The 25,492-nt window shown below is 74.0% G+C and carries 20 protein-coding genes and 1 pseudogene; 8 read left to right on the top strand and 13 right to left on the bottom strand.

Annotation, left to right across the window (positions count from 1 at the left end):
• The 4 genes from ACFV1W_RS35920 to ACFV1W_RS35905 all read right to left on the bottom strand — a co-directional run.
• Positions 1-635: ricin-type beta-trefoil lectin domain protein (locus ACFV1W_RS35920; RefSeq protein ID WP_380421468.1), on the bottom strand; the 635-nt coding region annotated here is incomplete at its 3' end.
• A gap of 313 nt (positions 636-948) precedes the next feature.
• Complete coding sequence (locus ACFV1W_RS35915; RefSeq protein ID WP_380421467.1) at positions 949-2,766, bottom strand: DEAD/DEAH box helicase; 1,818 nt, start codon at positions 2,764-2,766, stop codon at positions 949-951.
• Between the two features lie 117 nt (positions 2,767-2,883).
• Entirely contained in the window at positions 2,884-3,090 is a 207-nt protein-coding gene (locus ACFV1W_RS35910) for a cold-shock protein (RefSeq protein ID WP_380421466.1), read from the bottom strand.
• 324 nt (positions 3,091-3,414) lie between these two features.
• Positions 3,415-5,616: an MMPL family transporter gene (locus ACFV1W_RS35905; RefSeq protein ID WP_380421465.1), complete on the bottom strand. Its 2,202-nt coding sequence runs from the start codon at positions 5,614-5,616 to the stop codon at positions 3,415-3,417.
• A 446-nt stretch (positions 5,617-6,062) separates the two neighbouring features.
• On the opposite strand from ACFV1W_RS35905, the gene ACFV1W_RS35900 reads away from it, so the two are divergent.
• The 3 genes from ACFV1W_RS35900 (at position 6,063) to ACFV1W_RS35890 (ending at position 9,016) form a co-directional block, all read left to right on the top strand.
• The gene (locus tag ACFV1W_RS35900; protein ID WP_380421464.1) at positions 6,063-6,956 is read left to right on the top strand and encodes a phosphotransferase enzyme family protein; all 894 of its coding nucleotides are present in this window, start codon (positions 6,063-6,065) and stop codon (positions 6,954-6,956) included.
• Between the two features lie 197 nt (positions 6,957-7,153).
• On the top strand, positions 7,154-8,167 hold the full coding sequence (locus ACFV1W_RS35895; protein ID WP_380421463.1) for a polysaccharide deacetylase family protein: 1,014 nt from the start codon (positions 7,154-7,156) through the stop codon (positions 8,165-8,167).
• 33 nt (positions 8,168-8,200) lie between these two features.
• A complete protein-coding gene (locus ACFV1W_RS35890; RefSeq protein ID WP_380421462.1) occupies positions 8,201-9,016 on the top strand; it encodes a DUF1963 domain-containing protein in 816 nt (271 codons plus the stop codon).
• A 3-nt stretch (positions 9,017-9,019) separates the two neighbouring features.
• On the opposite strand, the gene ACFV1W_RS35885 is transcribed toward ACFV1W_RS35890, so the two are convergent.
• The 5 genes and pseudogenes from ACFV1W_RS35885 to ACFV1W_RS35865 all read right to left on the bottom strand — a co-directional run bounded on the left by ACFV1W_RS35885 (position 9,020) and on the right by ACFV1W_RS35865 (position 14,154).
• Positions 9,020-9,487, bottom strand: coding sequence for a GNAT family N-acetyltransferase (locus tag ACFV1W_RS35885; RefSeq protein ID WP_380421461.1), 468 nt, complete (start codon positions 9,485-9,487; stop codon positions 9,020-9,022).
• Positions 9,484-10,218, bottom strand: coding sequence for an exonuclease domain-containing protein (locus ACFV1W_RS35880; RefSeq protein WP_380421460.1), 735 nt, complete (start codon positions 10,216-10,218; stop codon positions 9,484-9,486). The genes ACFV1W_RS35885 and ACFV1W_RS35880 overlap by 4 nt, the downstream gene beginning before the upstream one ends.
• Before the next feature lie 1,499 nt (positions 10,219-11,717).
• Positions 11,718-12,213: pseudogene (locus ACFV1W_RS35875) on the bottom strand (ABC transporter ATP-binding protein); the annotation flags it as partial.
• A gap of 164 nt (positions 12,214-12,377) precedes the next feature.
• Positions 12,378-12,833, bottom strand: coding sequence for a GNAT family N-acetyltransferase (locus ACFV1W_RS35870; protein WP_380421459.1), 456 nt, complete (start codon positions 12,831-12,833; stop codon positions 12,378-12,380).
• Between the two features lie 46 nt (positions 12,834-12,879).
• A complete protein-coding gene (locus ACFV1W_RS35865) occupies positions 12,880-14,154 on the bottom strand; it encodes an SAV2148 family HEPN domain-containing protein (RefSeq protein ID WP_380421458.1) in 1,275 nt (424 codons plus the stop codon).
• Between the two features lie 383 nt (positions 14,155-14,537).
• Between ACFV1W_RS35865 and glgX the strand changes: the two genes are divergently transcribed.
• The 3 genes from glgX (at position 14,538) to treZ (ending at position 20,941) form a co-directional block, all read left to right on the top strand.
• Complete coding sequence (gene glgX / locus ACFV1W_RS35860; RefSeq protein WP_380421457.1) at positions 14,538-16,685, top strand: glycogen debranching protein GlgX; 2,148 nt, start codon at positions 14,538-14,540, stop codon at positions 16,683-16,685.
• Between the two features lie 72 nt (positions 16,686-16,757).
• A complete protein-coding gene (gene treY / locus ACFV1W_RS35855) occupies positions 16,758-19,208 on the top strand; it encodes a malto-oligosyltrehalose synthase (RefSeq protein WP_380421456.1) in 2,451 nt (816 codons plus the stop codon).
• Between the two features lie 2 nt (positions 19,209-19,210).
• The gene (treZ, locus tag ACFV1W_RS35850) at positions 19,211-20,941 is read left to right on the top strand and encodes a malto-oligosyltrehalose trehalohydrolase (protein ID WP_380421455.1); all 1,731 of its coding nucleotides are present in this window, start codon (positions 19,211-19,213) and stop codon (positions 20,939-20,941) included.
• A gap of 4 nt (positions 20,942-20,945) precedes the next feature.
• Here treZ and ACFV1W_RS35845 read toward each other — a convergent pair whose 3' ends face one another.
• Both ACFV1W_RS35845 and ACFV1W_RS35840 read right to left on the bottom strand, forming a co-directional pair.
• A complete protein-coding gene (locus ACFV1W_RS35845; protein WP_380421454.1) occupies positions 20,946-21,839 on the bottom strand; it encodes a transketolase family protein in 894 nt (297 codons plus the stop codon).
• A gap of 54 nt (positions 21,840-21,893) precedes the next feature.
• Positions 21,894-22,601: a thiamine pyrophosphate-dependent enzyme gene (locus tag ACFV1W_RS35840; protein WP_380421453.1), complete on the bottom strand. Its 708-nt coding sequence runs from the start codon at positions 22,599-22,601 to the stop codon at positions 21,894-21,896.
• A gap of 56 nt (positions 22,602-22,657) precedes the next feature.
• On the opposite strand from ACFV1W_RS35840, the gene soxR reads away from it, so the two are divergent.
• Both soxR and ACFV1W_RS35830 read left to right on the top strand, forming a co-directional pair.
• Positions 22,658-23,209: a redox-sensitive transcriptional activator SoxR gene (soxR, locus tag ACFV1W_RS35835; protein WP_380421452.1), complete on the top strand. Its 552-nt coding sequence runs from the start codon at positions 22,658-22,660 to the stop codon at positions 23,207-23,209.
• A gap of 43 nt (positions 23,210-23,252) precedes the next feature.
• Positions 23,253-24,176 carry an aminoglycoside phosphotransferase family protein gene (locus ACFV1W_RS35830; RefSeq protein WP_380421451.1) on the top strand — a complete coding sequence of 308 codons (924 nt, stop codon included), beginning with the start codon at positions 23,253-23,255 and terminating at the stop codon, positions 24,174-24,176.
• 10 nt (positions 24,177-24,186) lie between these two features.
• On the opposite strand, the gene ACFV1W_RS35825 is transcribed toward ACFV1W_RS35830, so the two are convergent.
• Complete coding sequence (locus tag ACFV1W_RS35825) at positions 24,187-24,708, bottom strand: GNAT family N-acetyltransferase (protein ID WP_380421450.1); 522 nt, start codon at positions 24,706-24,708, stop codon at positions 24,187-24,189.
• Positions 24,709-24,762: 54 nt separating this feature from the next.
• Positions 24,763-25,401 carry a formylglycine-generating enzyme family protein gene (locus ACFV1W_RS35820; protein WP_380421449.1) on the bottom strand — a complete coding sequence of 213 codons (639 nt, stop codon included), beginning with the start codon at positions 25,399-25,401 and terminating at the stop codon, positions 24,763-24,765.
• Positions 25,402-25,492: the final 91 nt, after the last annotated feature.

The following is a 25,492-nucleotide window of genomic DNA, read 5'->3' as shown; positions in this document are numbered from 1 at the left end:
AAGCCGAGGTCGTCCAGGCAGCGGCCGGACTGCGGGTTGAGCAGGGAGCCGTCGGCGCGGGGCTGCCACTGCTGGGCGCCGGTGCCGTTGCAGTCCCAGAGTTGGACCATGGTGTGGTTGGCGGTGCCGCCGCCCGAGACGTCCATGCACTTGCCGAGGGCGCGGATGGTGCCGTCGGAGCCTGTCCGCCACTTCTGGGCGACGGTGCCGTTGCAGTCGTAGATCTGGACCGGGGTGCCGTTGCCGAGGTTGGCGCCCTGCACGTCGACGCACTTGCCGACGTAGCCGGTGATCTGGCCGGTGGGGCCGGCCGGCGGGGTGGCGCCCATGATGACGTGCGGGAACATCACGCTGTCGCCGACGCCGCAGGCCGCGGAGACGCTGCCGTCGCCGATCGCCACGCCGCCGATCGCGGGCCGCGAGAACTGCACGGTGTGGGTGGAGTTCCAGTAGTAGCAGGTGGCGCCCACGGACCAGGTCTGCATCGGGTCGAGGCCGCTGCAGCTGCCGATCGCGCTCCAGCCCGCGACGAAGGCGGAGCAGGCGGGCGCGGCCTGGGCGGAGGTGGCCGGTGCGGCCAGGGCTGCGGCCAATGCGAGCAGGGCGGTGGACAGCAGGGCGGAGGTTCGGCGCATCGGGACGGTGGTCCTTCCGGGTTCGGCGAATCACGTCAACTCGACATCCGCGCACCGTCGGTGACTGTGCGGCAGATGTGTGGGCCGCGTAAAAGAATCCGGGGCGGGCAGTCCTCCGTCAAGCGCTGGTTCAAGGCGAACTGCGACGGATTCACGTCAGCTGTGGATGCCGGCCGGAAAAGGCGCCGGGAAACGCGGAACGGGCCCCGCGCTCCCCCGTGGCGGGGGAGGTCGCGGAGCCCGTTCGGCGGGACTCGGTGGAACTCGGCGGAAGCCGACCGGCATCCGGCAGGACCCGGTCCGGGTACGACCGTCAGTCGAACTTGCGGCGCTGGCGCCCGGTGCCGTAGTTGGCGCCGGACTTGGAGCCGCTGCCCGGCCGGGCCCGGCCCGAGGAGCGCCCGATGAACCCGGCGGCCTGCGGCCGCTCGCCCTGCCCGGCGGCGCCGAGGCGCTGCTTGGGGCGCGGACGGCGCGGGTTGCCGTTCATGTCGACGTCGGCGGGCAGCCCGGAGCGCTTGCCGGCGCGGCGGCGCGGGCTGCCGGCCTTGCCGTCGCCGGTCCTGCCGTCGGCGGGGGCGGCCGGGGCCGCGGGCTGGGCGGCGGCCGGGACGGCCAGGGCGACCGGGACGCCGCTGGGGGTGCGGGCGCCGGTGATCCGGGCCAGGTCGGCGTCACCGGGGCGGATCTTGGTCACCGTGGGGCGGATCCCGGCGACCGTCATCAGCCGGTTGACCTCGCGACGCTGCTCGGGCAGCACGAGGGTGACGACCGTGCCGGACTCGCCGGCCCGGGCGGTGCGGCCGCCGCGGTGCAGGTAGTCCTTGTGGTCGATCGGCGGGTCGACGTTGACGACCAGGTCGAGGCCGTCGATGTGGATGCCGCGGGCGGCGACGTTGGTGGCGATCAGCGCGGTGACCTCGCCGTCGCGGAACTGGTCGAGGACCCGGTTGCGCTGCGGCTGGGACTTGCCGCCGTGCAGCGCGGCGGCCATCACGCCGGTGGCGCGCAGCTGCTTGGCGAGCCGGTCGGCGCCGTGCTTGGTGTGCACGAACATGATCACGCGCCCGTCGCGGGAGGCGATGTGGGCGGTGGCGGAGGCCTTGTCCGCGGGCTCCAGCTGCAGGACGTGGTGGTCCATGGTGGTGACCGCGCCGGCCGAGGGATCGACCGAGTGGGTGACCGGGTCGGCCAGGAAGCGCTTGACCAGCCGGTCGACGTTGCGGTCCAGGGTGGCGGAGAACAGCATCCGCTGCCCGCCCTCGGCGACCTGCTCCAGCAGCTTGCTGACCTGCGGGAGGAAGCCCATGTCGGCCATCTGGTCGGCCTCGTCGAGGACGGTGACGGCGACGTCGGACAGGCTGACGTCACCGCGCCCGATCAGGTCGTCCAGACGGCCGGGGGTGGCGACCAGCACCTCGGTGCCGCGGCGCACCGCGTTCGCCTGCCGTCCGATGCCCATGCCGCCGACGACGGTGGTGATCCGCAGGTTGACCGCGGTGGCGTACGGGGTGAGCGCCTCGGTGACCTGCTGGGCGAGCTCGCGGGTGGGCACCAGGACGAGCGCCAGCGGGTGCCGGGCGTCGGCGCGGCGACCGGCGGTGCGGGCGAGCAGCGGCAGGCCGAAGGCCAGGGTCTTGCCGGAGCCGGTGCGACCGCGGCCGAGGACGTCGCGTCCGGCGATCGAGTCGGGCAGGGTCGCGGCCTGGATCGGGAACGGCTCGGTGACGCCCTCGCGGGTGAGCGCGGAGAGGATCGCCCTGGGCAGGTCGAGCTCGGCGAAGGAGGCCGCCGGCGGCCGGGCCGGAGTGCCCTCGACGACGGTGAAGTCGGCGGGCTCCGGGACGGCGGTGCGGCCGGTCCTGGGAGCGCCGGCGCGGTTGCGCGGCTTGCGGGCGGTGCCCTCTCCGCCGCGGCGGGCGCGGTCGGTGCCCTCCCCGCTGCGGCGGGCGCGCTCCGGGGCGTCCCCGCTGCGGCGCGGGCGGCCGGTGCGGCCCTGCTCGCCCGCAGGGGCGGCGGAGCGGTCAGCGGTGCGGTCGGTGCTGCGGTCGCGGGGCGTGCGGGCAGGGGTGGTCACGGGGTCTCCGTCCGTCGGTCGGCAGCCCGCGGTCGCGGACTGGTCGGCCGTCATCCGGTGGTTCGCCGCCCCGGCCGTACGGCGGCATGGACGAGGGCCCGCACCGTCGAGCGGTGCGGGCCCCCGCTTCACGAGATCAGAGTCGATCGCGCGTCAGCGTGGAGGCTGACGTCAGCCGATGACCTGGATGTTCTCGCCCTGCGGGCCCTTCTGGCCCTGGGTGACGTCGAACTCGACGCGCTGGCCCTCGACGAGCTCACGGAAGCCCTGGGCGACGATGTTCGAGTAGTGGGCGAAGACGTCCGGGCCGCCGCCGTCCTGCTCGATGAAGCCGAAGCCCTTTTCGCTGTTGAACCACTTCACGGTGCCGGTAGCCATAACCGTCTCCTCATATTGGGGCATCAGGGATCCACACCTCGTGAATCCCCAAGTAGCCGCGATCCCCATCCGGAGACTGAAACACCGGACAAAACAAATGCGCCTGTTGGTTGGTACCAGCAGGCGCACACACACGTTCATGGGAACCAAAACTGCAACTGCTTCGACTGTAGCACGGTCGCACCCCGACTGACCGGGGACTTTTGTGCCCGGCAGATCACGTTTGCCGCCCCCGGAAAACGGGGAGCGGCGCCCCGCCGGAGCGGGGCGCCGCCTGGTGTTCGTCCGCCGTTCAGACCTTGATCGGAAACGGCCGGACGTCGATCAGTGCCGGCCGACCGGCTCCGGCGGCATCGTGGCGCCGACCCGCGGCGCCGGGCCTCCGCCGTGGCCCGGGCGGGCGTCGGCGCCGTGGCCGGGCCACCACGCCTTGTTGCCGATCAGCGCGGTGAGCGCCGGGGTGAAGAACATCGCCATCACGAAGGCCGCCAGCACGATGCCGAAGGCCATCGCGAAGCCGAACTCCAGCATGAAGGTGTTGCCCGCGAGCATGAAGGTCCCGAACGAGGCCGCCAGGATGAAGCCGGCCGCCGCGACGGTCGGGCCGCCGTGGCGCAGAGCCTCGCGGGCCGCCTCGCGCGGGGAGCGGCCCTCTCGGGCCTCCTCGCGCAGACGGGCGATGATCAGGATGTTGTAGTCCGTCCCGATCGCCACCACGAAGAGGTAGATCAGGATCGGCATCATGAACATCAGGCCGCTCTCGTGGCCGATCTTCTGGAAGAGCAGCGTGGCGGCGCCCAGGGTGGCGCCGAAGCCGAGGCCGACCGAGGCCATCAGGTACCAGGGGGCGACCACGCTGCGCAGCTGGAGCGCCAGGATGAGCAGGATGAGCAGCCCGGCGATCGGGAAGACCAGCTTGTAGTCGTGGGCCATCGCCAGGTTGATGTCCTTGAACACCGAGCTGAGGCCGCCGACCTTGGCCTCGGTGCCGGCCGGGGCCTGCGCGTGGGCGACGGTGCGCAGCGCGGTGACGGTGGCGATGGCCTCGTTGCTGGAGGGTTCGTCCTTGAGCATCACGGTGAACTGCGCGGTGGTGCCGTCGTCGCTGATGGTCTTGTTCGGGCCCGCGGAGGAGGGCGGGAACACCTCGGCGACGCCGGTGACGTGGAGCTTGTCCGCGTAGGCCTGGAAGGAGGCCGGGTCGAGCTTCCTGCCGTCGGTGCTGCTCAGGAAGACCTGGCTGGGGGAGGCCGCGCCCTTGGAGAAGGCGGTGGACATCTTGTCCTGGACGACCATCGACTCCTTCTCCTTCGGCATCGAGCCGCTGGTCATGTCGAAGAGGCCGTTGTAGCCCAGGGCGCCGAGGGCCAGGGCGACCAGCACGCCGCCGGAGGCGGCAGCGGTGAGCGCCGGGCGCTTCTCCACGACCCGGCCGAGCGCGGTGAAGCGGGCGTCGCCGGGCTCGCGCATCCACTTCTTGCCGGGCCAGAAGACGCCGCGGGCCGGAATGACGGAGAGCAGCGCCGGGGCCAGGGTGACGGAGGCGAGGGCGGTGACGACGACCGCGATGGCCAGTGCCGGGCCGAGGGCCTGGAACATGCCGAGGCTGGAGAGGATCAGCGCGGCGAAGGCGATGGTCACGGCGCCGGCCGCGGAGGCGATCGCCTCGCCGACCCGGCCGACGGCGTTGACGACGGCGGCCCGGCGCTCCTCACCGGCCCGCAGACGCTCGCGGTAGCGGAAGGCGAGGAAGAGGAAGTAGTCGGTGCCGACACCGAGCACGACGACGATGAGGATGGGGGTGAGGATCGCCGTGCTCTTGAGGTCGAAGGCCTTGGTGGCGTAGTTGATCAGCCCCATGGAGGTGGGCAGGGCGACGATCAGCGAGACCAGGATCGGCAGCAGGCCGGCCAGGACGCTGCGGAAGATGATGCCGACGATCACGATGACCAGCACCAGGGTGGCCATCGTGATGAGGCCCTCGGTGTCGCTGGAGGACTCCTGCTGGTCCAGGGTCTGGGCGGCGGAGCCGCCCAGCTGGAACTTCAGGTCGGTGGAGCCTGCCAGGTCCTTGCCGTCGTTTCGCAGCGCCTTGGCGACGTCCGCGATCAGCTTCGGGTCCTGCTGCTTGTCCTTGGCGATGGCGACCGTGCCCATCGCGTACTTGTGGTCCTGCGAGTAACCCAGCTTCTCGGCCGGCGGGTTGACCGCCTCGACCCCGTCGATCTTCTTGGCCGCCAGGTCCTGGGTCAGCTTGCCCATGGCCTTGGTGTCGGCGTCGGTGAGCGCGGCGCCGTCGTTGCGCTCGAAGAGGATGAGGGCGTCGGGCGTGAAGGCGGACGGGAAGGCCCGTGCCTGCACCTCCGCGGCCCGGATGGACTCGTAGTGCGCGGGCAGGAACGACGCCTCGTCCGTCTGGGAGGTCACCTTGGGCGCGGAGACGAAGATCGCGACCATGGCGACGAGCCACGCGACGATCACCCACCACGCGCGGCGTACGACGAATTGTCCTAGTCGGTGGAACATGCTCGATGCCTCCTGGGCATGGTTCACCGCAGCCCTTGGGGGACGGGACGCTGGGCGACGGCAGGACCGGACGGGACGCGCGCGATGGCGCTCCTGGCCGGTCGGCAGGTAAGTAGGTCTGGGCGTCATCCAGCGAGTACGTGCTTGCCGCGCGGCAAGGAAGCCCCCGGTGTCCAACCCCCGTTGAGGGCCGCCCCGAACGGCCCCGACCCAGTCTCTCCCGGCCGGACCCCCGTTGACCTCGTGCTCCGGGTGGAGTCTTCTCCCCCTCAGGGTGGAGTCCGCCCCCTACCTCCGAGGAGGAGGCGTCAGGGTCGCCGGGTAGGGGAAGACCCCGACGCCGGGTCGGCGCGGTCGCGGGTCCGGCCTCCGCGTGCCACCCCGTGCGTCATGATGATCTCCGTCCGGAGACCCCCGGACGAACGACGGCGGAACGGAGCCCAGCCATGATCCCCTTCGACGAGGGCCGCGCCCGGCTGCTGCTCGCCCACGCCTGCGAGTCCGCCGGACTGCCCTCCCCGGGCGACGCCCGGCTGCTCGCCCTCGGCGAGAACGCCGTCTTCGACCTCGGCGACCCGGCCGTGGTCGCCAAGGTCGGCCGCGGCCCCGAACTGTACGACCGGGCGCACCGCGAACTGGCCGTCGCGCACTGGCTGGCCGGGCAGGACGTCCCGGTGGTCCGCCCGTACGAGGCGGTGCCGGCCGAGCCTCAGCTGGCCGACGGCCACCCGGTCACCTTCTGGCACCGGCTCGCCCCCGCCGTCCGCCCGGCGCGCCCGGCCGACCTCGCCCCGCTGCTGCGTGCCCTGCACCGGCTGCCGCTGCCGCCCTTCCCGCTCGGCCGCCGCGACCTGCTGGCGCCGGTCGAGCGCTGGCTGGCCTCCGCCGAAGGGCAGGTCGACCCGGCGGACGTCGACTTCCTGCGCCGGCGCCGGGACGCCTTCGAGGCCGCCCTGCCCGACCTCGTGCCGCAGCTGCACCCCGGGGTGATCCACGGTGACGCGCTGCCCCGCAACGTCCACGTCGGCCCGGACGGGCCCGTGCTGCTCGACCTGGAGAACGTCTCGCACGACCTGCGGGAGCACGACCTGGTGGTCCTCGCGCTCAGCCACGACCGCTACGGCGTGCCGGCCGAGGAGTACCGGGCGTTCACCGGTGCCTACGGCTGGGACGTGCGGGACTGGCCCGGTTTCGCGGTGCTGCGCGGGGCCCGGGAGACCGCCAGCGCCTCCTGGGTCGCCCAGCAGGCGGCCGGGAACCCGGCGGCGCTCGCCGAGTTCCACCGCCGCGTCGCCTCGCTCCGCGAGGGGGCCACCGAGGTGCGGTGGTACCCGTTCTGAGCGGCGCACCGCGGCTCCTTCTGCGGGGCGCACCGCTACTCCTTCCGAGCGGTGGACGCAAACCCGGCCCGGTGTGAGAAGGCTCTTAGGCCGGACCGGTCCGGCGCGCAACCGGGACACGTACGATCGGCGTCCTGTCACCCAGTCGTCCTGACCGATGGATCGGCACCCTATCCCGCCCCTCAGGAGCCGCCGCCATGCACCGGAATGCCCGCTGCCGCCCCGCCCACCCGATACGTCCAGCCCGTCCGGCGCGCCCGGCCGCCGGCCGCAGTCGGCTGGTCGCGGGCTGCATCGCGGTGGCCGCCGTCCTGGGCCTGTCCGCGTGCAGCACCGCCAGCGGGGCCCTGCAGCCGACCAGCGCCGCGGCCACCCCCGGCTCCGCCTCTGAGCAGCAGCCGACCGGCACGGCGGCCACCACCATCGAGCCCGCCCCGGGCTCGGACGCCCCGGCCCCGGACACCGCCACCGGCTCCCGCCCGGCCGCCCCGCCGGCCGCCGCGAAGCCGCACGCGCCGTCCGCGCCGACCGCCTCCACCGCCTCCACGCCGACCGCCTCCACCCCCTCCGCGCCCGGCACTCCCGCGGCGCCGCCCGCCCAGTCCGGGAAGCCGACCAAGGTGATCGGCTCCACCGCCTCCGGCGGCCGCACCGTCGCGCTCACCTTCGACGACGGCCCCGGCCCGGCCACCGGCCAGATCCTCGATCTGCTCGCCCAGTACCACGTCAAGGCCACCTTCTGCGAGATCGGCCAGAACGCCGCCGCCAACCCGGCCCTGGTCAAGCGGGTGGTGGCGGAGGGCCACCGGCTCTGCGACCACAGCGTCCACCACCCCCAGCCGTTCGAGAAGCTCTCCCACGACAAGGCGGTGTACGAGATCGGCGCCGCCCACGACATGATCGTCAAGGCCGGCGGGCCCGGCACCGAGGTCAGCTGGTTCCGCGCGCCCGGCGGCGGCTTCGATGCCGACAACGAACACATCGCGGCCGGGCTCGGGATGTCCTCCCTCGGCTGGTCCGTCGACCCGCGCGACTGGTCCCGCCCCGGCGTGCCCGCGATCGTCTCCACCGTGCAGCACCAGCTCAAGCCCGGCGACGTGATCCTCATGCACGACGGCGGCGGTGACCGCAGCCAGACCGTCGCGGCACTGAAGCAGCTGCTGCCCTGGCTCGTCGCCCAGGGGTACACCTTCGACCTCCCCGCCGCGTAAGGGAGTTCGACGACGGGCCTAGGCTTGGGCGCCGTGACCCACACCGCGCCCGCGCCCAGCCCTGCCGAACTCGCGGCCGCCGTCCCCGGCCTCGCCGAGTACCTGCGGCCCGCCACCCTGCTCAACCCGTACGCCGCTCAGCCCGTGCCGGGGGCGAGCGGCATCGGCGGCCCGGCGCTGTGGCCGGTGGGCGCACCCTGGCCGCACTGCACCGCCAGGCACCCGGAGGACGAGTACCTGATCCCCCGCAGTGCCCCGGTGACCCCCGCCGTCGGAACCGCCCTGGTCCCCGTCCTTCTGATCCGCGCCGAGGACGCGCCGCACCTGCCGTGGCCGGACGGCACCGACCTGCTCCAGGTGCTCTGGTGCCCCAACGACCACGACGACATCCAGGGCGAGCGCTACTACTACGGCCCCGCCGTCCGGCTCCACTGGCAGCGCGCCGCCGAGCTCGCCCCCGCCACACCCCCGCCGCCCGCGCGCAGCGCGGCGGAGTACCTGCCGCAGCCGTGCGCGCTGCGCCCCGAACAGCTCCTCGACCTGCCCGACCGGGACGACCTGCCCGGGGAACTGGCCCGTGCCGTCGCCGAGTTCGCGGAACGGCGGGGCATCGAGTACGAGCGCGACCACGGCCGGGCGGACGGCTGGAAGCTGGGCGGCTGGCCGTCCTGGCACTGCACCGACCTGGTCCCGATCGACTGCGCGCGGTGCGGGGCGCGGATGACGCACCTGCTGACGGCGGAGAGCGGCGACGACCCGGACCTGTCGCTGGGGCGACACGGCGAACTGCACGTGTTCGTCTGCCCGGTGGACCCGGCGCACCCGGTGGGGCTGGACATCCAGGGCTGAGACTCAGCCCAGGTACAGGCGGTAGACCTGGCGGGAGCCGCCCTCCGGTCCGGGCTCGGCGGCCTCGGCGGGCGCGAAGCCCAGCCGCTCGTAGAACACCCGGGCGCCGCTGGTCACCGCGCCGGGGTGGTCAGGGCCGAAGGTGACCACCTCGACCGTGGCCGGGGCGCGGACGTGCCGGCGCAGCACGTCCTCCACCAGCGCCCGGCCGACGCCCGTACCGCGGGCGCGCTCGGCCACCACCAGCCAGTGCAGGTGGTGCAGCGGGGGCCCGCCGCCGAACAGCAGGCCGCCGAGCAGGCCCCGGTCGCCCTCCGCCACGAGCGCGCTCCCCCGGCCGACGGACCGCTCCACGGCACGGTGGAAGCCCGGTTCGGCCACCATCGGGCCGAACCAGTGCTCGACCTCGGCGGCGAGGGCGAGGAACCCGGGCACGTCCTCGGGGCGCGCCGGACGTACGGCCGCGGTCACCCGGTCACCCCCGGCGGCTCATGGTCGGCCGCCCTGGACGGCCAGCGCGGATCCACCACTGCCAGCGGGTCCTTGCCGCGGCGCAGCCAGGCCTGGAGGCCCTCGGCCCACTCCCGGTACCAGCCGATCTGCCGCCCGTGCAGTTCGGCCGGCGTCACCTCCCCCACCTCGGCCGGGTAGCGCGCGGCCAGCGCGACGGCGACCCGTACGGCGGCCAGCGCGTCGCTGCCCGCCTCGTGGGCGTCCGTCAGCTCCACCCCGTACACCTCGCACACCCGCTGCAGGGCGCGCGAGCCCTTGCGGTACTTGTCCACGGCCCGGTCGATCACCAGCGCGTCCAGCACCGGCCCGACCGGCCCGCCGAGGCGCTCGGCGAGCGTCGGCAGCCCGTACCGGCGCAGTTCGGCGTCGAGCAGCGAGAGGTCGAACGGCGCGTTGAACGCCACCACCGGCCGCCCGTCCGCGATGCGCGCGCACAGCGCCGCGGCTATCTCCTCCACCGCCTCCTTGGCCTGCCGCCCCCTGCTGCGCGCCGTCGCGTCCCCGATCCCGTGGATCGCCTCCGCCTCCGCGGGGATCGGCACCCCGGGATCGAGCAGCCAGTTGGCGGCCTCCACCCGGACGGCGCCGACCGTGTCCACGAGCGCGGCCGTGACGATGCGGTCCACGGCCGGATCGGTACCCGTGGTCTCCAGGTCGAAGCCGACCAGTGGCTGCTGCCACCAGCTCATCAGGTGTGTCCTTCCGTCCTCCGGCGAAACAACCCCTATCATCACCCGCCCCACCGACAACCCGGCCGCCCGGGGAACCGTCCCGGCTGCTCCGCGGCCTTGAACTGCCGTCGGCGGGCTACGGCGGTCCTGCACCGCTGGGCGACACCGGGCACCGACGGCTTCCGGACTTCCTGCTGTCGACGCCGTTCGAGGGGCCGGAGTTCGGGGCGCGTTCGTACGGCGCCCCGGTTCCCGGCCGACTCGGCTTCCCGGGCCTCGGGCGTCGCCGCCCGATGGCTGCCCAGGCGCCGCACACCCTCCACCCGTCAACTCGCCGGGCCCGCAGGGATACCGGCCCGGCAGGATTCGAGCAAGCCGGGCGCCGAACCAACACCGGTGTTCCACAGGGCCGTTGACCGACCGCACCGGACGGCCCCGGCACGCCCGTGAGCGCGCCGGGGCCGAGTGGTGGTGCCGAGCGGTGGTGCCGTCCGACGACCGGCCCTACCGGGACTCCGCCGGGCCGGTGAGGGCGAAGCGGCTGGGGAGGACGCCGGCCGCCACGGCGAGGGCGAGGCAGAGGGCCGCGCCCGTGCCGAGGGAGAGCCAGGGCAGGTGGAGTGGCACGGCGGTCTGGCCGGCCAGGATGCGGTGGTTGAGCAGGGCGGTGGTGGTGAGGTCGCCGTCGACGACGGTGGCGGCGAACGGCGCGGAGGCGGGCGAGTCCTCGCCGTGGTCGTCGAAGGCGGGCCGGTCGGCGCCGAGGCCGGTGACCACGGTGGAGGTGGTGGCGGTGGCGTGCAGTCGGGGGCGGCCCGCGGTGAGCCGCCGGGCGGCGTCGGCGGGCAGCGGGGCGTCGCCGGGGTACAGCACGTAGCGGGCGGCGGCGGTGGCCCTGCCCTGGGCGGTCATGGCGTCGGCGAAGGCGGCGGTGGAGCCGACGACGGTGCCGGTGAGCGCGATGGTGAGGAAGGCCGGGGTGGCGGTGGAGACGGTGCGGCGCACCGCGGTGAGCGCGTTCTGCCGGGCGAGCAGCGGGGCGGCGGCGGTGGCCCGGGCGAGCGGGGCGCTGAGCAGCCGGACCAGCGGCGGGACGACGACGGGCGCGAACAGGGCGATCGCGGTGATGGTGAGAAGGTCGGCGCCGAGCACCCACTGGGAGGCGAGCTGGGGGCCGTCCGGCTGGTCGCCGGGGGCGGGCGGCAGGGTGGCCGCGGAGAGGTAGTAGGAGACGGTGCCCGCGAGGCCGAGCAGTCCGAGCTGGGCGAAGGCCCAGCGCGGCCGGGTCATGAACCTGCGGTCGACGGCGGCGTCGCCGAGGGCCTCGACGGCGCGCACCCGCCCGGCCCGGACGGCGGCGCTGACGGCGCCGAGCAGCGCGACCAGCAGGCCGACGGCGGCGGCGAGCAGCATCGGGCCGGCGGCGGGCCGGGCGGTGAAGCCGTCGGGGGCGGCGCCGCGGGCGACCAGCCAGGCGGCGAGCGCGGGTGCTCCGGCCAGGGAGAGCAGGCAGCCGCTGACGTCCGCGAACAGCATCCGGGGCTTGGTGATGAGGGCGCGGGCGATGGCGACACGCTGCTGCTGGCCGCCGGACAGCTGGGAGGGCAGGTGTCCGGCGCGTTCGCCGAGGCCGACCTGAGTGAGGGCGCGCCGGACCTCGTCGCGGTCGGGGCGGCGTCCGGCCAGGCGCAGCGGCAGGCCGACGTTCTGCTCGGCGGTGAGCGAGCCGACGAGGTTGAACGCCTGGAAGACGAAGCCGAGTTGCTGTCGGCGCAGGACGGTCAGCTGGGTCTCGGTGAGCCCGGCGAGGTCGGTGCCGTCCAGGACGACCCGGCCGCTGTCGGGGCGGTCGAGGCCCGCGCCGCACTGCAGCAGGGTGCTCTTGCCGGAGCCGGAGGGGCCCATCACGGCGGTGAAGGTGCCGCGGTCGAAGCCGACGTCCACCCCCCTGAGCGCCCGTACGGCCTCCGGGCCCGTGCCGTAGGTGCGGTGTACGTCTTCGAGGCGCAGCACAGCGGCCCGCCCTCCCCCGTGATCTTCACAGGAGCCACACCTACTGCGGGCACGCCCGTGGCGACCAGGGACGTTGAGGGAATCGTTACCGAGCGTGTCCGCTCCGGCCTAGCCGGAGGGCCTCGGCGCGGACGTCGGCGTCCGGCCGCTCCCGGCGCACGTGGTCACCGGGCCGGCTCCCGGTGCATGGTGACGTCGACCGGGTCCTCGTGGACGACCTCGAAGCCGTGCCGCGCGTACAGCCGCTGGGCGGCGCTGCCCCGGAGGACGACGAGGCGCACCGGCTCCCCGGCGGCGTCGGCGTCGGCTAGGAGGTGGCGCAGGACGGCGGTGCCGAGGCCGCGGCCCTGGAGGTGCGGGGCGAGGTAGAACAGCTCCAGGTGGCGCCCGCCCTGCTCGTCGGGGCGGATCGTGACGCAGCCCGCGAAGGCGCCCTCGACCAGCAGCACGGAGGTGTACCGGGTGGAGAAGGACTTCCGGACGCGCTCCCGGGAGCGGTCCCGGTCCCAGCGGCCGAGGCGTTCCAGGTCGGCGCGCATGACCTGGGCCTTGAGCTCGACGACGGGTTCGAGGTGCTCGGGGCCGGCGGGTGCCAGGGTCCAGGTGGGGTGGCTGTTCACGGCCGGCAGTGTTCCACCGAGGGCGACTCCCTGACCAGCGGTTTTCTCAGGACACGTTCCTCGAGTCCGCCCAGACCCCCTCGAACTCCTCGCGGTAGACCTCCAGCAGCCCCGGCTCGGTGCCGCCCGGCTGCTGGCCCGCCCCGCCGCGCAGGATCAGGGCCGGGGACTCCATGCCGCGGGAGCGGCGCAGGTAGGGCTGGATGACGCCGAGGTCGCGGCTCTGTCGGCGGCCGGCCACCGGGCCGGTGGGGCGGGGGCCCTCGACCAGGTAGGCGGTGAAGCGCGGGGTCTCGTCGAAGACCCGGATCTCGAAGCCGCCCTGGTCCCGCAGCCGGGCCCGGACCCTGCGCACGTGCATGATGTTCATCTCGATGGAGCGGGACAACTCGCCGCGCGAGAGCCCGAGTTCGCGCTCCCGGCGGCGTACGGCGCTGCTCGCCGGGTTGAGGAAGAGCAGCCGCACCCGGCAGCCCTCGCCGGCCAGGCGGACGAGCCGCTTGCCGGTGTAGTTCTGGCAGAGCATGCCGAGGCCGATGCCGAGGGCGTCCAGGCGGCGGGCGCCGTCGAGCAGGTCCTCGACGGGCAGGTCGCGCTGGAGCCGCACCCGGTCGGCGTGCACCGCGACCACGTCCGCGTAGCGCCCGGCGACGAGCGACTCCACCACGTCGGCGGGCACCCCGCCCGCGCCGCCGTCGAGGACGGCGAGCAGCCGGGCGGCGGCGCGCTCGGTCTGGGCGAGCACGGTCTGGGTGAGCACCCGGTTGCGGGAGACCACGTGCCGGGCCACTTCCAGTTCGTCCAGGGCGAGTTCGATCTCACGCCGGTCGGCGAGGTAGGGCTCGAAGCAGGGCCAGTGCTGGACCATCAGTTCGCGCAGCTGGGGCAGGGTCAGGAAGACCAGCGGGTCGTCGTCGGCCGGGTCGAGCAGGTAGCCCTTGCGGCGGCTGACCTCGCGCACCGCACCGGCCCGGTGGGCCCACTCCTCGCCGGCCGGCCCGGCGGCGGCGGTGACCCAGTCCTCGCCGTGGGCGGGCGCGTAGATGGGGTGCAGCACCTCGTCGACGAGGGAGCGCAGCCGCTGTTCGACCAGGTTGAGCCAGACGTAGGCGCGGCCGGAGAGCCGGACCCGCTGGTAGGCGTCCTCCCACTCGCCGGCCGACCAGGCGAGCGCGGGGACCTCGACGGGGCCGCCCTGGGCCGGCACCAGGGCGCGGCCGGTCATGGCGGGCCGCATGACGACCGTGGGCGCCTCGCTGCGGGCACCGCTCCGGTCGGGGCCGTCGGGCCCGGAGCCTCGCCCGCCAGCGGGGAACACCATGCGCCACCTCATCTGCGGCTGACCCCCGAGGGCGCGGGGTCCGTTGACGGGCCGTTGACAAGCACCGGTCGGCCGGGGCGGCCGGACGATCAAGGGTACTGCCCGTCGAGAGCCGCCCGCAGCCGGTTGGCCGAGGGGACTCGCGCGCACCACCCGCCCCATTCTTCACAGGATTCGCCGCTGGACACCCGTTCGGACTAACCCCGGCACTATCTCCCGGCCGTCGGGGAAGGGCTCGGGGAGTATTGCGGGCTGTGCCGTGCGTCACGGCGCGCGAGCGTCGCACATGTCCGACCACCCGGCCGGGAAGAGAGCGCACGGGTCCGGGCAGGTCGTCGGACTATATGCCAGTTTCCGTACAGCATAGGGAAGTTGAGGACGTCATGCAGGTCTGGCCCGGTAAGCCCTACCCCCTCGGCGCCACCTACGACGGGGCCGGCACCAACTTCGCGGTGTTCTCGGAGAGTGCCGACCGGATCGAGCTGTGCCTGCTCGACGAGGACGGCTCGGAGACCGCCGTCGAACTGCGCGAGACGGACGCCTTCGTCCGGCACGCCTACCTCCCGGGCGTCCAGCCCGGCCAGCGCTACGGCTTCCGCGTGCACGGCCCGTACAATCCGGGCCTGGGCCAGCGGCACAACAGCGCCAAACTGCTGCTGGACCCCTACGCCAAGGCGATGAGCGGCCACATCGACTGGGACGAGTCCGTCTACGGCTACCACTTCGGCGCACCCGAGCGCCGCAACGACCTCGACTCCGCCCCCCACACCATGCACTCGGTGGTGATCAACCCGTACTTCGACTGGGGCACCGACCACCCGCCCCGCACCGACTACCACCGCACCGTCATCTACGAGGCCCACGTCAAGGGCCTCACCCAGCTGCACCCCGGCATCCCCGAGGAGATCCGCGGCACCTACGCGGGCCTGGCCCACCCGGCGGCGATCGAGCACCTGGCCAAGCTGGGCGTCACCGCGATCGAGCTGATGCCGGTGCACCAGTTCGTCCGCGACCACCGGCTGCGCGACCTCGGCCTGGCCAACTACTGGGGCTACAACACCATCGGATTCTTCGCCCCGCACTCCTCCTACTCCTCGGGCGGCGACCGCGGCCAGCAGGTGCAGGAGTTCAAGTCGATGGTCAAGGCGCTGCACGCGGCCGGGATCGAGGTGATCCTCGACGTCGTCTACAACCACACCGCCGAGGGCAACCACCTCGGGCCGACGCTGTCGCTGCGCGGCCTGGACAACGTCTCCTACTACCGTCTCGCCCAGGACCAGCGCTTCTACGAGGACACCACCGGCACCGGCAACAGCCTGCTGATGCGCAGCCCGCACGTGCTCCAGTTGATCATGGACTCGCTGCGCTACTGGGTCACCGAGATGCACGTGGACGGCTTCCGCTTCGACCTCGCCGCCACCCTGGCCCGGCAGTTCCACGAGGTGGACCGGCTGTCCTCGTTCTTCGACCTGGTCCAGCAGGACCCGGTGGTCTCCCAGGCCAAGCTGATCGCCGAACCCTGGGACCTCGGCGAGGGCGGCTACCAGGTCGGCAACTTCCCCCCGCTGTGGACGGAGTGGAACGGCATGTACCGGGACACCGTGCGCGACCTGTGGCGCGGCGAGAACGCCACCCTGGCCGAGTTCGGCTCCCGGCTCACCGGCTCCTCCGACCTCTACCAGGACGACGGCCGCCGCCCGATCGCCTCCATCAACTTCGTCACCTGCCACGACGGCTTCACCCTGCGCGACCTGGTCTCCTACAACGACAAGCACAACCAGGCCAACGGCGAGGACAACCGGGACGGCGAATCATTCAACCGCTCCTGGAACTGCGGCGCCGAGGGGCCCACCACCGACCAGGGCGTCGAGGAGCTGCGGGCCCGCCAGCAGCGCAACTTCATCGCCACCCTGATGCTCTCCCAGGGCGTGCCGATGCTCTCCCACGGCGACGAGCTCGGCCGCACCCAGCTGGGCAACAACAACGCGTACTGCCAGGACAACGAGCTCACCTGGGTGCACTGGCCCGAGGGCGACGGGCCTGCCGCGCGGCTGCTGGAGTTCACCCAGGGGATGATCTGGCTGCGCCGCGACCACCCGGTGTTCCGGCGGCGGCGCTTCTTCCACGGCCGGCCGGTGTCCGGACGGCAGGGTTCCGGGGCCCCGGCCCCGAACGGCTACGACGACCTCACCGACATCGCCTGGTTCACCCCCGCCGGGGAGGAGATGACCAAGCGCAACTGGGGCGCCAGCTACGCCAAGTCGCTGACCGTCTTCCTCAACGGCTACGCCATCTCCGAGCCGGACCGGCGCGGCGGGCGGATCGTCGACGACTCCTTCCTGCTGATGTTCAACGCCCACTTCGAACCGCTGGAGTTCATCGTGCCCGCCGACCACGGCCAGGAGTGGCAGGTCGTGGTCGACACCGCCCAGCCCCGGCTGCCCGCCCCGGGGACCGGGGCACGGGTCAAGGCCGGGGACGCGCTCCGGCTCACCGACCGCTCGCTCATGGTGCTGCAGCGTCCGGCCTGATCCCCCCGGCGCTCACCTGTTCGGATCAGCACCGGGTCTTGGCGGCGGGCCCGGCCGGGTACCTATGGACCTATGACCTCCGCCGCCGAGCCCGCGCAGCCCCGCCCGGCCGCTACCCGCCCGACGTCACCCCCGATCCCACCACCCACCGCCACCTACCGCCTCCAGCTCCAGCCCGGCTTCACCCTCCACGACGCCACCGCCGCCGTCCCCTACCTGGCCGCACTGGGCGTCTCCCACCTGCACCTCTCCCCGCTGCTGGAGGCCGCCCCGGGCTCCACCCACGGCTACGACACCGTCGACCACACCCGGATCAGCGAACAGCTCGGCGGCGAGACCGCGCTGCGCGCCCTGGCCGCCGAGGCGCACCGGCACGGCCTGCGGCTGATCGCCGACGTGGTGCCCAACCACATGGCCGTGCCCGTCCCCGAGCGGCTCAACCAGCCGCTCTGGCAGGTGCTGCGGGACGGCCCAGACTCGCCGTACGCCCGCTGGTTCGACATCGACTGGACCGCCCAGCCCGGCCCCGCCGACGCCCCCGGGCGCGGGCGGGTGCTGCTGCCGCTGCTCGGCGACCGGCTCGGCGCCGTCCTGGACCAGCTGGCCGTGGACGGCGAGCGGCTGCGCTACCACCAGCACGAGCTGCCGCTGCGCCCGGGCACCGAGCACCTACCGCTGCCCGAACTGCTCGCCCGCCAGTGGTACCGGCTGGCCTGGTGGCGCCTGGCCCGCACCGAGCTCAACTACCGGCGCTTCTTCACCGTCAACGAACTGATCGCCGTCCGGGTCGAGGAGCCGGAGGTCTTCGCCGCCACCCACGCCGTCCTGCTGGGGCTGCACGCCGACGGCGTCCTGGACGGCTTCCGGATCGACCACCCGGACGGGCTCGCCGACCCGCGCGGCTACCTGCGGCGCCTGGCCGACGCCACCGGCGGCGCCTACGTCGTCGTCGAGAAGATCCTCACCGGCGAGGAGCGGCTGCCCGAGGACTGGCCGGTCGCGGGAACCACCGGCTACGACGCGCTGCGCCGGATCGACGGCGTGCTCACCGACCACGCGGGGGCCTGCCGGCTGGCCGGGGCGTACGAGTCGTTCCTGCGCGGCGGGCCGGTCCGCGACCTGTGCCAGGACCCGCACCCAGCGGTCGCGGCCGCCCGGCGCGGCCGCGCCGACATGACCGGGCCCGGCGGCGAGCTGACCGCCGAGGTCGAGCGGCTGGTCCGGATCGCGCTGCGGATCGGCGCCGCCGAACCCGCCCACGCCGACCACGCGCCCGAGCAGCTGCGGTCCGCGCTGCGGCGGCTGCTCACCGACTACCCGGTGTACCGGCCGTACGCGCGGCCCGGGGAGCCCGTCTTCGACGACCCGCTGCAGGCCGCGGGCGCGCCCGGCGCGGACGGCGCCGCGGACCCCACCGAGCGCCTGGTCGCCGCGCTCGCCCTCGGGGAGCTGGGCCGCAGCGCCGACAAGGACGAGTTCTGCGTGCGCTTCGCCCAGACCGCCGCCGCCGTGGCCGCCAAGGGCGTCGAGGACACCGCCTTCTACCGCTGGAACGCGCTGCCCGGCCTCAACGAGGTCGGCGGCGAGCCCGCCAGGCCCGGGCTGCACCCCGCCGAGTTCCACGACTGGTGCCAGTACCTGGAGCGCACCTGGCCGCACAGCATGACGGTGCTGTCCACCCACGACACCAAGCGCAGCGCCGACGCCCGCGCCCGGCTCGCCGTCCTCGCCGAGCAGCCCGACGCCTGGGCCGCCGAGGCCGCCGCCTGGTCGACGGCCGCCGGGCCCGCTTTCGACCGTGATGCCGACTGGCTGCTCTGGCACACCCTGGTCGCCGCCTGGCCGATCACTCCGGACCGGCTGGTCGCCGCCCTGCTCAAGGCCGCCCGCGAGGCCAAGGTCCACACCTCCTGGACGGCCCCCGACCCCGGGTACGAGCAGGCCCTGGAGCAGCGGGCCCGCGCCGTCCACGGCAACGCCGGGCTGCTCCCCCGGATCGAGGGCCTGGTCCACGCGCTCGCCCCGTACGCCCGCTCCAACACCCTGGCCGCCGCCCTGCTGCACCTGACCGTCCCGGGCGTGCCGGACCTCTACCAGGGCAGCGAGGAGCCGCTGTACACCCTGGTCGACCCGGACAACCGGGGCGTGGTGGACCTCGGCGCGCTGGCCGTACGGCTCACCGACGCGGCCTCCCCCCGCCCCGGCGACCTCGCCCGGGAGAAGCTGCACCTGACCGCCACCGCCCTGCACCTGCGCCGCTCCGGCCCGCTCGGCGCCTACCGGCCGCTCCCCGCCCCCGACCACCTGCTGGCCTTCGCCCGCGGCGAGGACGTGGTCACCGCCGTCACCCGCCTGCCGTACGGGCTGGCCCGGGCCGGCGGATGGCGCGGCGAGGTGCTGGAGCTGCCGGCCGGCGGCCCGTGGACCGACCAGCTGTCGCTGCGCGCCTTCCCGGCCGGGCCGGTGCCGGTGGCGGAGCTGCTGGCGACGTACCCGGTGGCACTGCTGAGCAGGAGGGGCTGAGGATGTCGCGCTACGAGGTGTGGGCGCCGTACGCGGCCTCCACGGTCGCGGTAGAAGTCCACGGCGGCTCCTACGAGTTGGCCCGCTGCCCGGACCGGGACGGCTGGTGGACGGGCGAGGCCCCCGAGGGCGACTACGCCTTCCGGCTGGACGGCGGCCCGCTGCTGCCCGACCCCCGCTCGCCCTGGCAGCCGCACGGCCCGGACGGCCCCAGCCGGGCGGTGGACCACGCCGCCTTCCGCTGGTCGCGGACCGGCTGGCGCGGCCGCGCGCTGCCCGGCGCGGTGCTGTACGAGCTGCACGTCGGCACCTTCACCGCGCGCGGCACCTTCGACGCGGCCGCCGAACAGCTGGACCACCTGGTCGAGTTGGGCGTGGACTTCGTCGAGCTGATGCCGGTCTGCCCGTTCCCCGGCAAGCACGGCTGGGGCTACGACGGGGTGTCGCTGTGGGCCGTGCACGAGCCCTACGGCGGCCCGGAGGGGCTCAAGCGCTTCGTGGACGCCGCGCACCGCAAGGGCCTCGGGGTGGTGCTCGACGTGGTGCACAACCACCTCGGCCCGTCCGGCAACCACCTTCCGGCGTACGGCCCGTACTTCACCGACCGGCACCACACCCCGTGGGGCTCGGCCGTCAACCTGGACGCGCCCGGCTCGGACGAGGTGCGCGCCTACCTGATCGGCAGCGCGCTCACCTGGCTGCGCGACTACCGGATCGACGGTCTGCGGCTGGACGCGGTGCACGCCCTGGCGGACGACCGGGCCGTCCACTTCCTGGAGGAACTGTCCTACGAGGTCGAGAGGCTGGCCGTGTCGAGCAACCGGCCGCTGTTCCTCGTCGCCGAGTCCGACCTCAACACCCCGCGCACCACCGCGGCCCGCGAGGCCGGCGGCCACGGCCTCACCGCCCAGTGGAGCGACGACTTCCACCACGCCCTGCACTGCGCGCTCACCGGCGAATCCCAGGGCTACTACGGGGACTTCGCGCGCGCCCCGCTCGCCGCCCTGGCCAAGACGCTGCGGCGCGGGTTCTTCCACGACGGCACCTGGTCCTCCTTCCGGGAGCGCACCCACGGGCGGCCGTTCGGCCCGGGCGGCGGACACCGGCTGCTCGGCTACCTCCAGACCCACGACCAGGTCGGCAACCGGGCGCTCGGCGACCGCATCTCCACCTCGCTGCCCGCCGGGCGACTGGCCTGCGGGGCCGCGCTGGTGCTCACCTCGCCGTTCACCCCGATGCTGTTCATGGGAGAGGAGTGGGGCGCCGCCACCCCCTGGCAGTACTTCACCGACCACACCGACCCGGACCTCGCGGAGGCCGTCCGGCAGGGCCGGCGCCGGGAGTTCGCCGAGCACGGCTGGGCCGCCGAGGCCGTCCCGGACCCGCAGGAGCCGGCCACCGTCCTGCGCTCCGTACTCGACTGGACCGAGCCCCGGCGCGCCCCGCACGCCGAACTCCTCGGCTGGTACCGGACGTTGATCCGTCTGCGGCGCGAGCGCCCGGAGCTGGCCGACCCCGACCTCGGCGCGGTGCGGGTCGCCTTCGACGAGGCCGCGGGCTGGCTGGTGGTGCACCGGGGGCCGTACCGGGTGGCGGTCAACCTGGGCCCGGACGAGGCGGCGCTGCCGCTGGCGGGTGCCGGGCGGGAGGTGGTGGCGGCCTTCGGGACGGCCGCCCTGGAGGGTGCGGCGGTGCGGCTGGCGGCGGACTCGGTCGCCGTGGTGCTCACTTGACCGCTCACCAGAGGAAGGCGGCGATCCGCTCCTTGAGCGAGGCGGCGTCCAGACCGTAGGCGGCGAGGTGCTCGGCCATCGACCCGTAGTGCCGGTGCTCGCCGCGCGGCACGCCCAGGGCCAGCACCCGGTGCGGGCGGTCGGCCAGCGCGGCGTGCGCCTCGTTCGCCGAGGTGCCCTCCAGGTAGGGCTCCACCAGCACCACGTCCGTCCGCTCGCCCAGCGCGGCGCGCAGTCCGGCGGTGTCGAAGGGGCGCACCGTCGCCGCGTACAGCACGGTGACGTCCAGGCCCTCGGTGGCCGCCAGCACCGCGTCCAGCATCGGGCCGACGGCCAGCACCACGCCGCGCGAGCCGGTGCGCACGGTGGTGAAGCGGCCCGGCTCGACCGGGACGGGCGCGGCGTTCTGGTGGTTGGAGAGCCTGACGTACACGTTGCGGTCACCGTCGGCGACGGCGTGGCGCAGCAGCTGCTCGGCCTCCTCCGGGTGGCCGGGGACGTGCACCGTCCAGTCCGGGAGGGTGTCCAGCAGGGCGACGTCGCCCGGGGACATGTGGGTGCGGCCGGCCGCCGGGTTGTCGTAGGAGCCGCCCGCGCTCACCAGGACGGCTCCCACACCCTGGTGGACCAGGCTCAACTTCAGCTGCTCGAATGGCCGTTCGACCAGGAAGCTGGCGAAGGTGTGGGCGATCGGCCGCATCCCGCTGAGCGCCAGGCCACCGGCCGCGCCGATCAGCAGCTGCTCGCGGATGCCGACGTTGACGACCCGGTCGGGGTGCCGCTCGTGGGCGGGCTCGAAGGCGGCGGCGGTGATGTCGGCGAGTACCACGGCCAGCCGGGGGTCCTCGTCCAGGAGGCGGGTCGTGACGTCGACGAAGCGCTCGCGCATGGTGTCCATGGGGGAAATGCCTTTCGTGCTCTCGGCGTTGGCAGGATCAGGGGCTTTCTCGGATCAGGAGTACTTCGGCTCGACCCGGGCGACCACCACGTGCGGGCGGCCCGGGTGCGCGGTGGTGTAGGCGCGGTGCAGCGCCTCGTGGTCGCGGCCGTCCACCGTCGCGGTCGACCAGCCCTCGGCGGCGAACCGCTGGGCGATCCCGCCCTGCCAGCCGTGGGTGGCCGAGGAGTTGTCGATCACCACCGCGTGCAGCCGGTCCAGCCCGTAGGCGCCGGCGAAGGCCACCGCCTCGTGGTTGGAGCCCTCGTCGAACTCGGCGTCGCCGACCAGCACCCACACCGCCGGGTCGGTCAGCCCCTGCGCCCGCAGGCCGAGCGCGGTGCCGACGGCCAGCGGCAGGCCGTGTCCGAGCGAGCCGGAGGAGATCTCCACCCCGGACAGCAGGGTGCGGTCCGGGTGGTAGCCCAGCGGGGAGTCGTAGCCGCCGAAGCTCCGCAGCACGGCGGGATCGATGAACCCCTTGGCGGCCAGCACGGCGTAGTAGGCCATCGGGCCATGGCCCTTGGAGAGCAGGAAGCGGTCGCGGTCCTGCGCCTCGGCGGTGCCCGGGGTGACCCGCAGCACCCGGTCGTACAGCACCCAGAGCGCGTCCAGGGTGGAGGTGGCCGCGACGTCGTGCTTCTCGTCGCCGGTCATCAGGGCCATCAGCGGCTGGAGGTCCTCGAAGCGGGCCGGGGCCGCCGTCTCTGTCTTCGTCGTCATGCACCGATCGTGCAACTTAAAGCGAACTTGAGGTCAAGCGGCTACAGTGGGCCCCCATGACCGCGATACCCGACGGCGTCAGCACCACCGGCCCGCGCTCCGGCGACCTGCTCACCATCGGCCAGCTGGCCGCCCGCAGCGGCCTGGCCGCCTCCGCGCTGCGCTACTACGAGAGCCTCGGCCTGATCCACGCCACCCGCACCTCCGGCGGCCAGCGCCGCTACCTGCGCGGCACGCTGCGCCGGATCGCCTTCGTCCGGGCCGCCCAGCGGGTCGGACTCTCCCTGGACGAGGCCAGGGTCGCCCTCGACCGGCTGCCCGAGCGCCCCGCCCCCAGCGGCGCCGAGTGGACCGCCGTCGCCGCGTCCTGGCAGGGCCGGATCGACGAGCAGATCGCCGAACTCGAACTGCTCAAGGCCAAACTCACCGGCTGCATCGGCTGCGGCTGCCTCTCGCTCACCCGCTGCGCCCTCTACAACGCCGACGACCGGGCCGCCCAGGCCGGCCCCGGCGCCCGCTACCTGCTCACCCGCGACCCGGCCACCGGCCCGGAACCCGCCCCGGCCGATGTCCCCGGCGGCTGCGGCACCAGGGCCGACACGCCCTGAAAAGCCTTTGCCGCAGGGCGGTTGGTGTGCCTACCGTAGCGCCATGCTGCCTCCGGTCGAGACGGACGAACAGTGGGACGCAGTCGTCCCCGACGAGTCGGTGATGCGTCCGGGCGCCGAGGCGCTCTGCGCGCTACTGGGCCTCGGCGGCCGGCCGTTGACGCGCTTCGCGGAGGGGTCCGTCCCGGTCTACGCGGTCGGCGGGGAGCACGTCCTCAAGCTGTTCCCGGCGGCGAGCGCCCGGGACGGCATCGCCGAGGAGCGCGTCCTGGCCTTCCTGGACGGCGCGCTGCCGATCCCCACTCCGGTGGTCCGGGCGGCGGGCGAGTACGTCAACGGCTGGCGCTACGTCCTGATGTCCCGCCTCCAGGGCGAGGGCCTCGCCCCCGCCTGGCCGCGCATCCCCCCGGTCGGCCGCGAGCGGATCGCCCGCGACTGCGGCGAGGCGCTCGCCGCCCTGCACTCCCTCGACGCCGCGCCGCTCGCCGGTGCCCTCGCCCCCGGCGACTGGCCCGCCTTCCTGGCCCGGCAGCGCGCGGGCGCCGTCGACCGGCAGCGCGAACGCGGGCTGCCAGCGGCGTGGTTGGAGCAGATCCCCGGGTTCCTCGCCGCCACCCCGCTGCCTACCGCGCCACAACTGTCCTTGTTGCACACCGAGTTCATGCGCGAGCACCTGATCACCGACCCGACCGGCCACTGGCGGCTCACCGGGCTGATCGACTTCGAGCCCGCGATGATCGGCGATCCGGCCTACGACCTGGTCGCCGTCGGCCTCTTCACGACCCGCGCCGACCCGCAGCTGCTCGGACAGCTGCTCACCGCCTACGGCCGCCCGTTCGAGCCCCGGCTGCTGATGACGTACACGCTACTGCACGTGTACAGCAACCTGCCTTGGTACCTGCGGGAGTTGAGGCCCTCGGCGCGGACCCTGGACGACCTCGCCGAGGAGTGGTTCGGGGTCGCCTGAGGACCTCGGATCAGGGCCTGGGATCGGTGCGCAGCAGGCCGTAGTACACCCCGTCGCGCCACTGCCCGGCCCGGAAGTTCACCGCACGGTGGACGCCCTCCCGGGTGAAGCCGACCTTCTCCAGGGCGCGCTGCTCCGCGATGTTGTCGACATCCGTGTCCGCCTCCACCCGCATCGTCGGCGTGTGTGCGAACAGGTAGTCCACCAGGAGCCGTTGGGCCTCGGTGCCGATCCCCCGTCCGCGTGCCTGCGGCATCAGCTGGATGCCGATGCTCCAGTACGGCGCCGTCGGCAGCATCCCCTTCCGCCTGGCGGCGACGAAGCCGCAGAACTCTTCGCCGGCCACGACCGCGAAGATCCACTGGTCGTCGCCGAGCAGCCCGTGCTCCGCCCAACCGCGCCGGAACCGCTCCGGGTCCCGCCAGCCGAACCACTGGAACTCGCCCACCGTCTCGGGGTCGTTGACCAGTCGGCCGAAGGCGGGGAGGTCGGCTTCGGCTATCGGACGCAGGGATACCGTTTCATCGCTCACGCAGGCGCCAACGCGCGGACCGCCGAGGGGGTTCCGCCGGGCGTCCGCCTGGTCCTACGCCCCTGCCGACCGCGCGAGCCGGAAGCCCACGTCGTCGATCCGCAGGGTCGGGTGGCTGCGGCGGCGGACGGAGGCGCGGCAGCTCCAGTGCTCGTCGAACCAGCCGCCACCGCGCAGGACGCGGTAACTGCCGTACACCTCGGGGTCGTACAGCTCCCAGCACCACTCCCACACGTTGCCGAGCAGGTCGTACAGCCCGTAGGCGTTGGGCCGCAGCTCGCCCACCTCGTGCGGGCGCTCGCCCGAGTTGCCGCGGTGCCAGGCGATCTCGTCCAGCGGACCGTAGCGCGGCCCGTCCGTCCCGGCCCGGCAGGCGTGCTCCCACTCGGCCTCGGTCGGCAGCCGGTAGCCGTCGGCGCTGCGGTCCCAGGAGACGTCGTCGCCGTCCACCCGGTACGCGGGCGCCAGCCCCTCGCGCCGGGACAGCTCGTTGCAGTAGCGGACGGCGTCCAGCCAGGACACGCTGTGCGCGGGGCGACGGTCGCCCGCGACGCCCTCGTACTGCTCACGGGTGACCGGACAGGCCGCCAGCTCGAACGGGGCCACCTCCACGCCCCAAGTCCGCTGGGTACGGCGGTCGGAGAGCATGACGCGGCCGGGCGGAACGGCGATCAGTCCGGTACTCGGTTCCATTGGTAGTTGGAGGCGCGGTGCTCTTGCGAGCCCGGTTCCTCCGTCCCCTTTCAATCCGTGCGTGCGGTTTTCCCGCACACGGCTTACCGAT

Source organism: Kitasatospora sp. NPDC059648, from assembly GCF_042734825.1.
In the GTDB taxonomy this organism is placed as follows: Bacteria; Actinomycetota; Actinomycetes; order Streptomycetales; family Streptomycetaceae; genus Kitasatospora.
The sequence above is the reverse complement of the archived record's forward strand: the minus strand, read 5'-3'. Positions and strand labels throughout refer to the sequence as shown.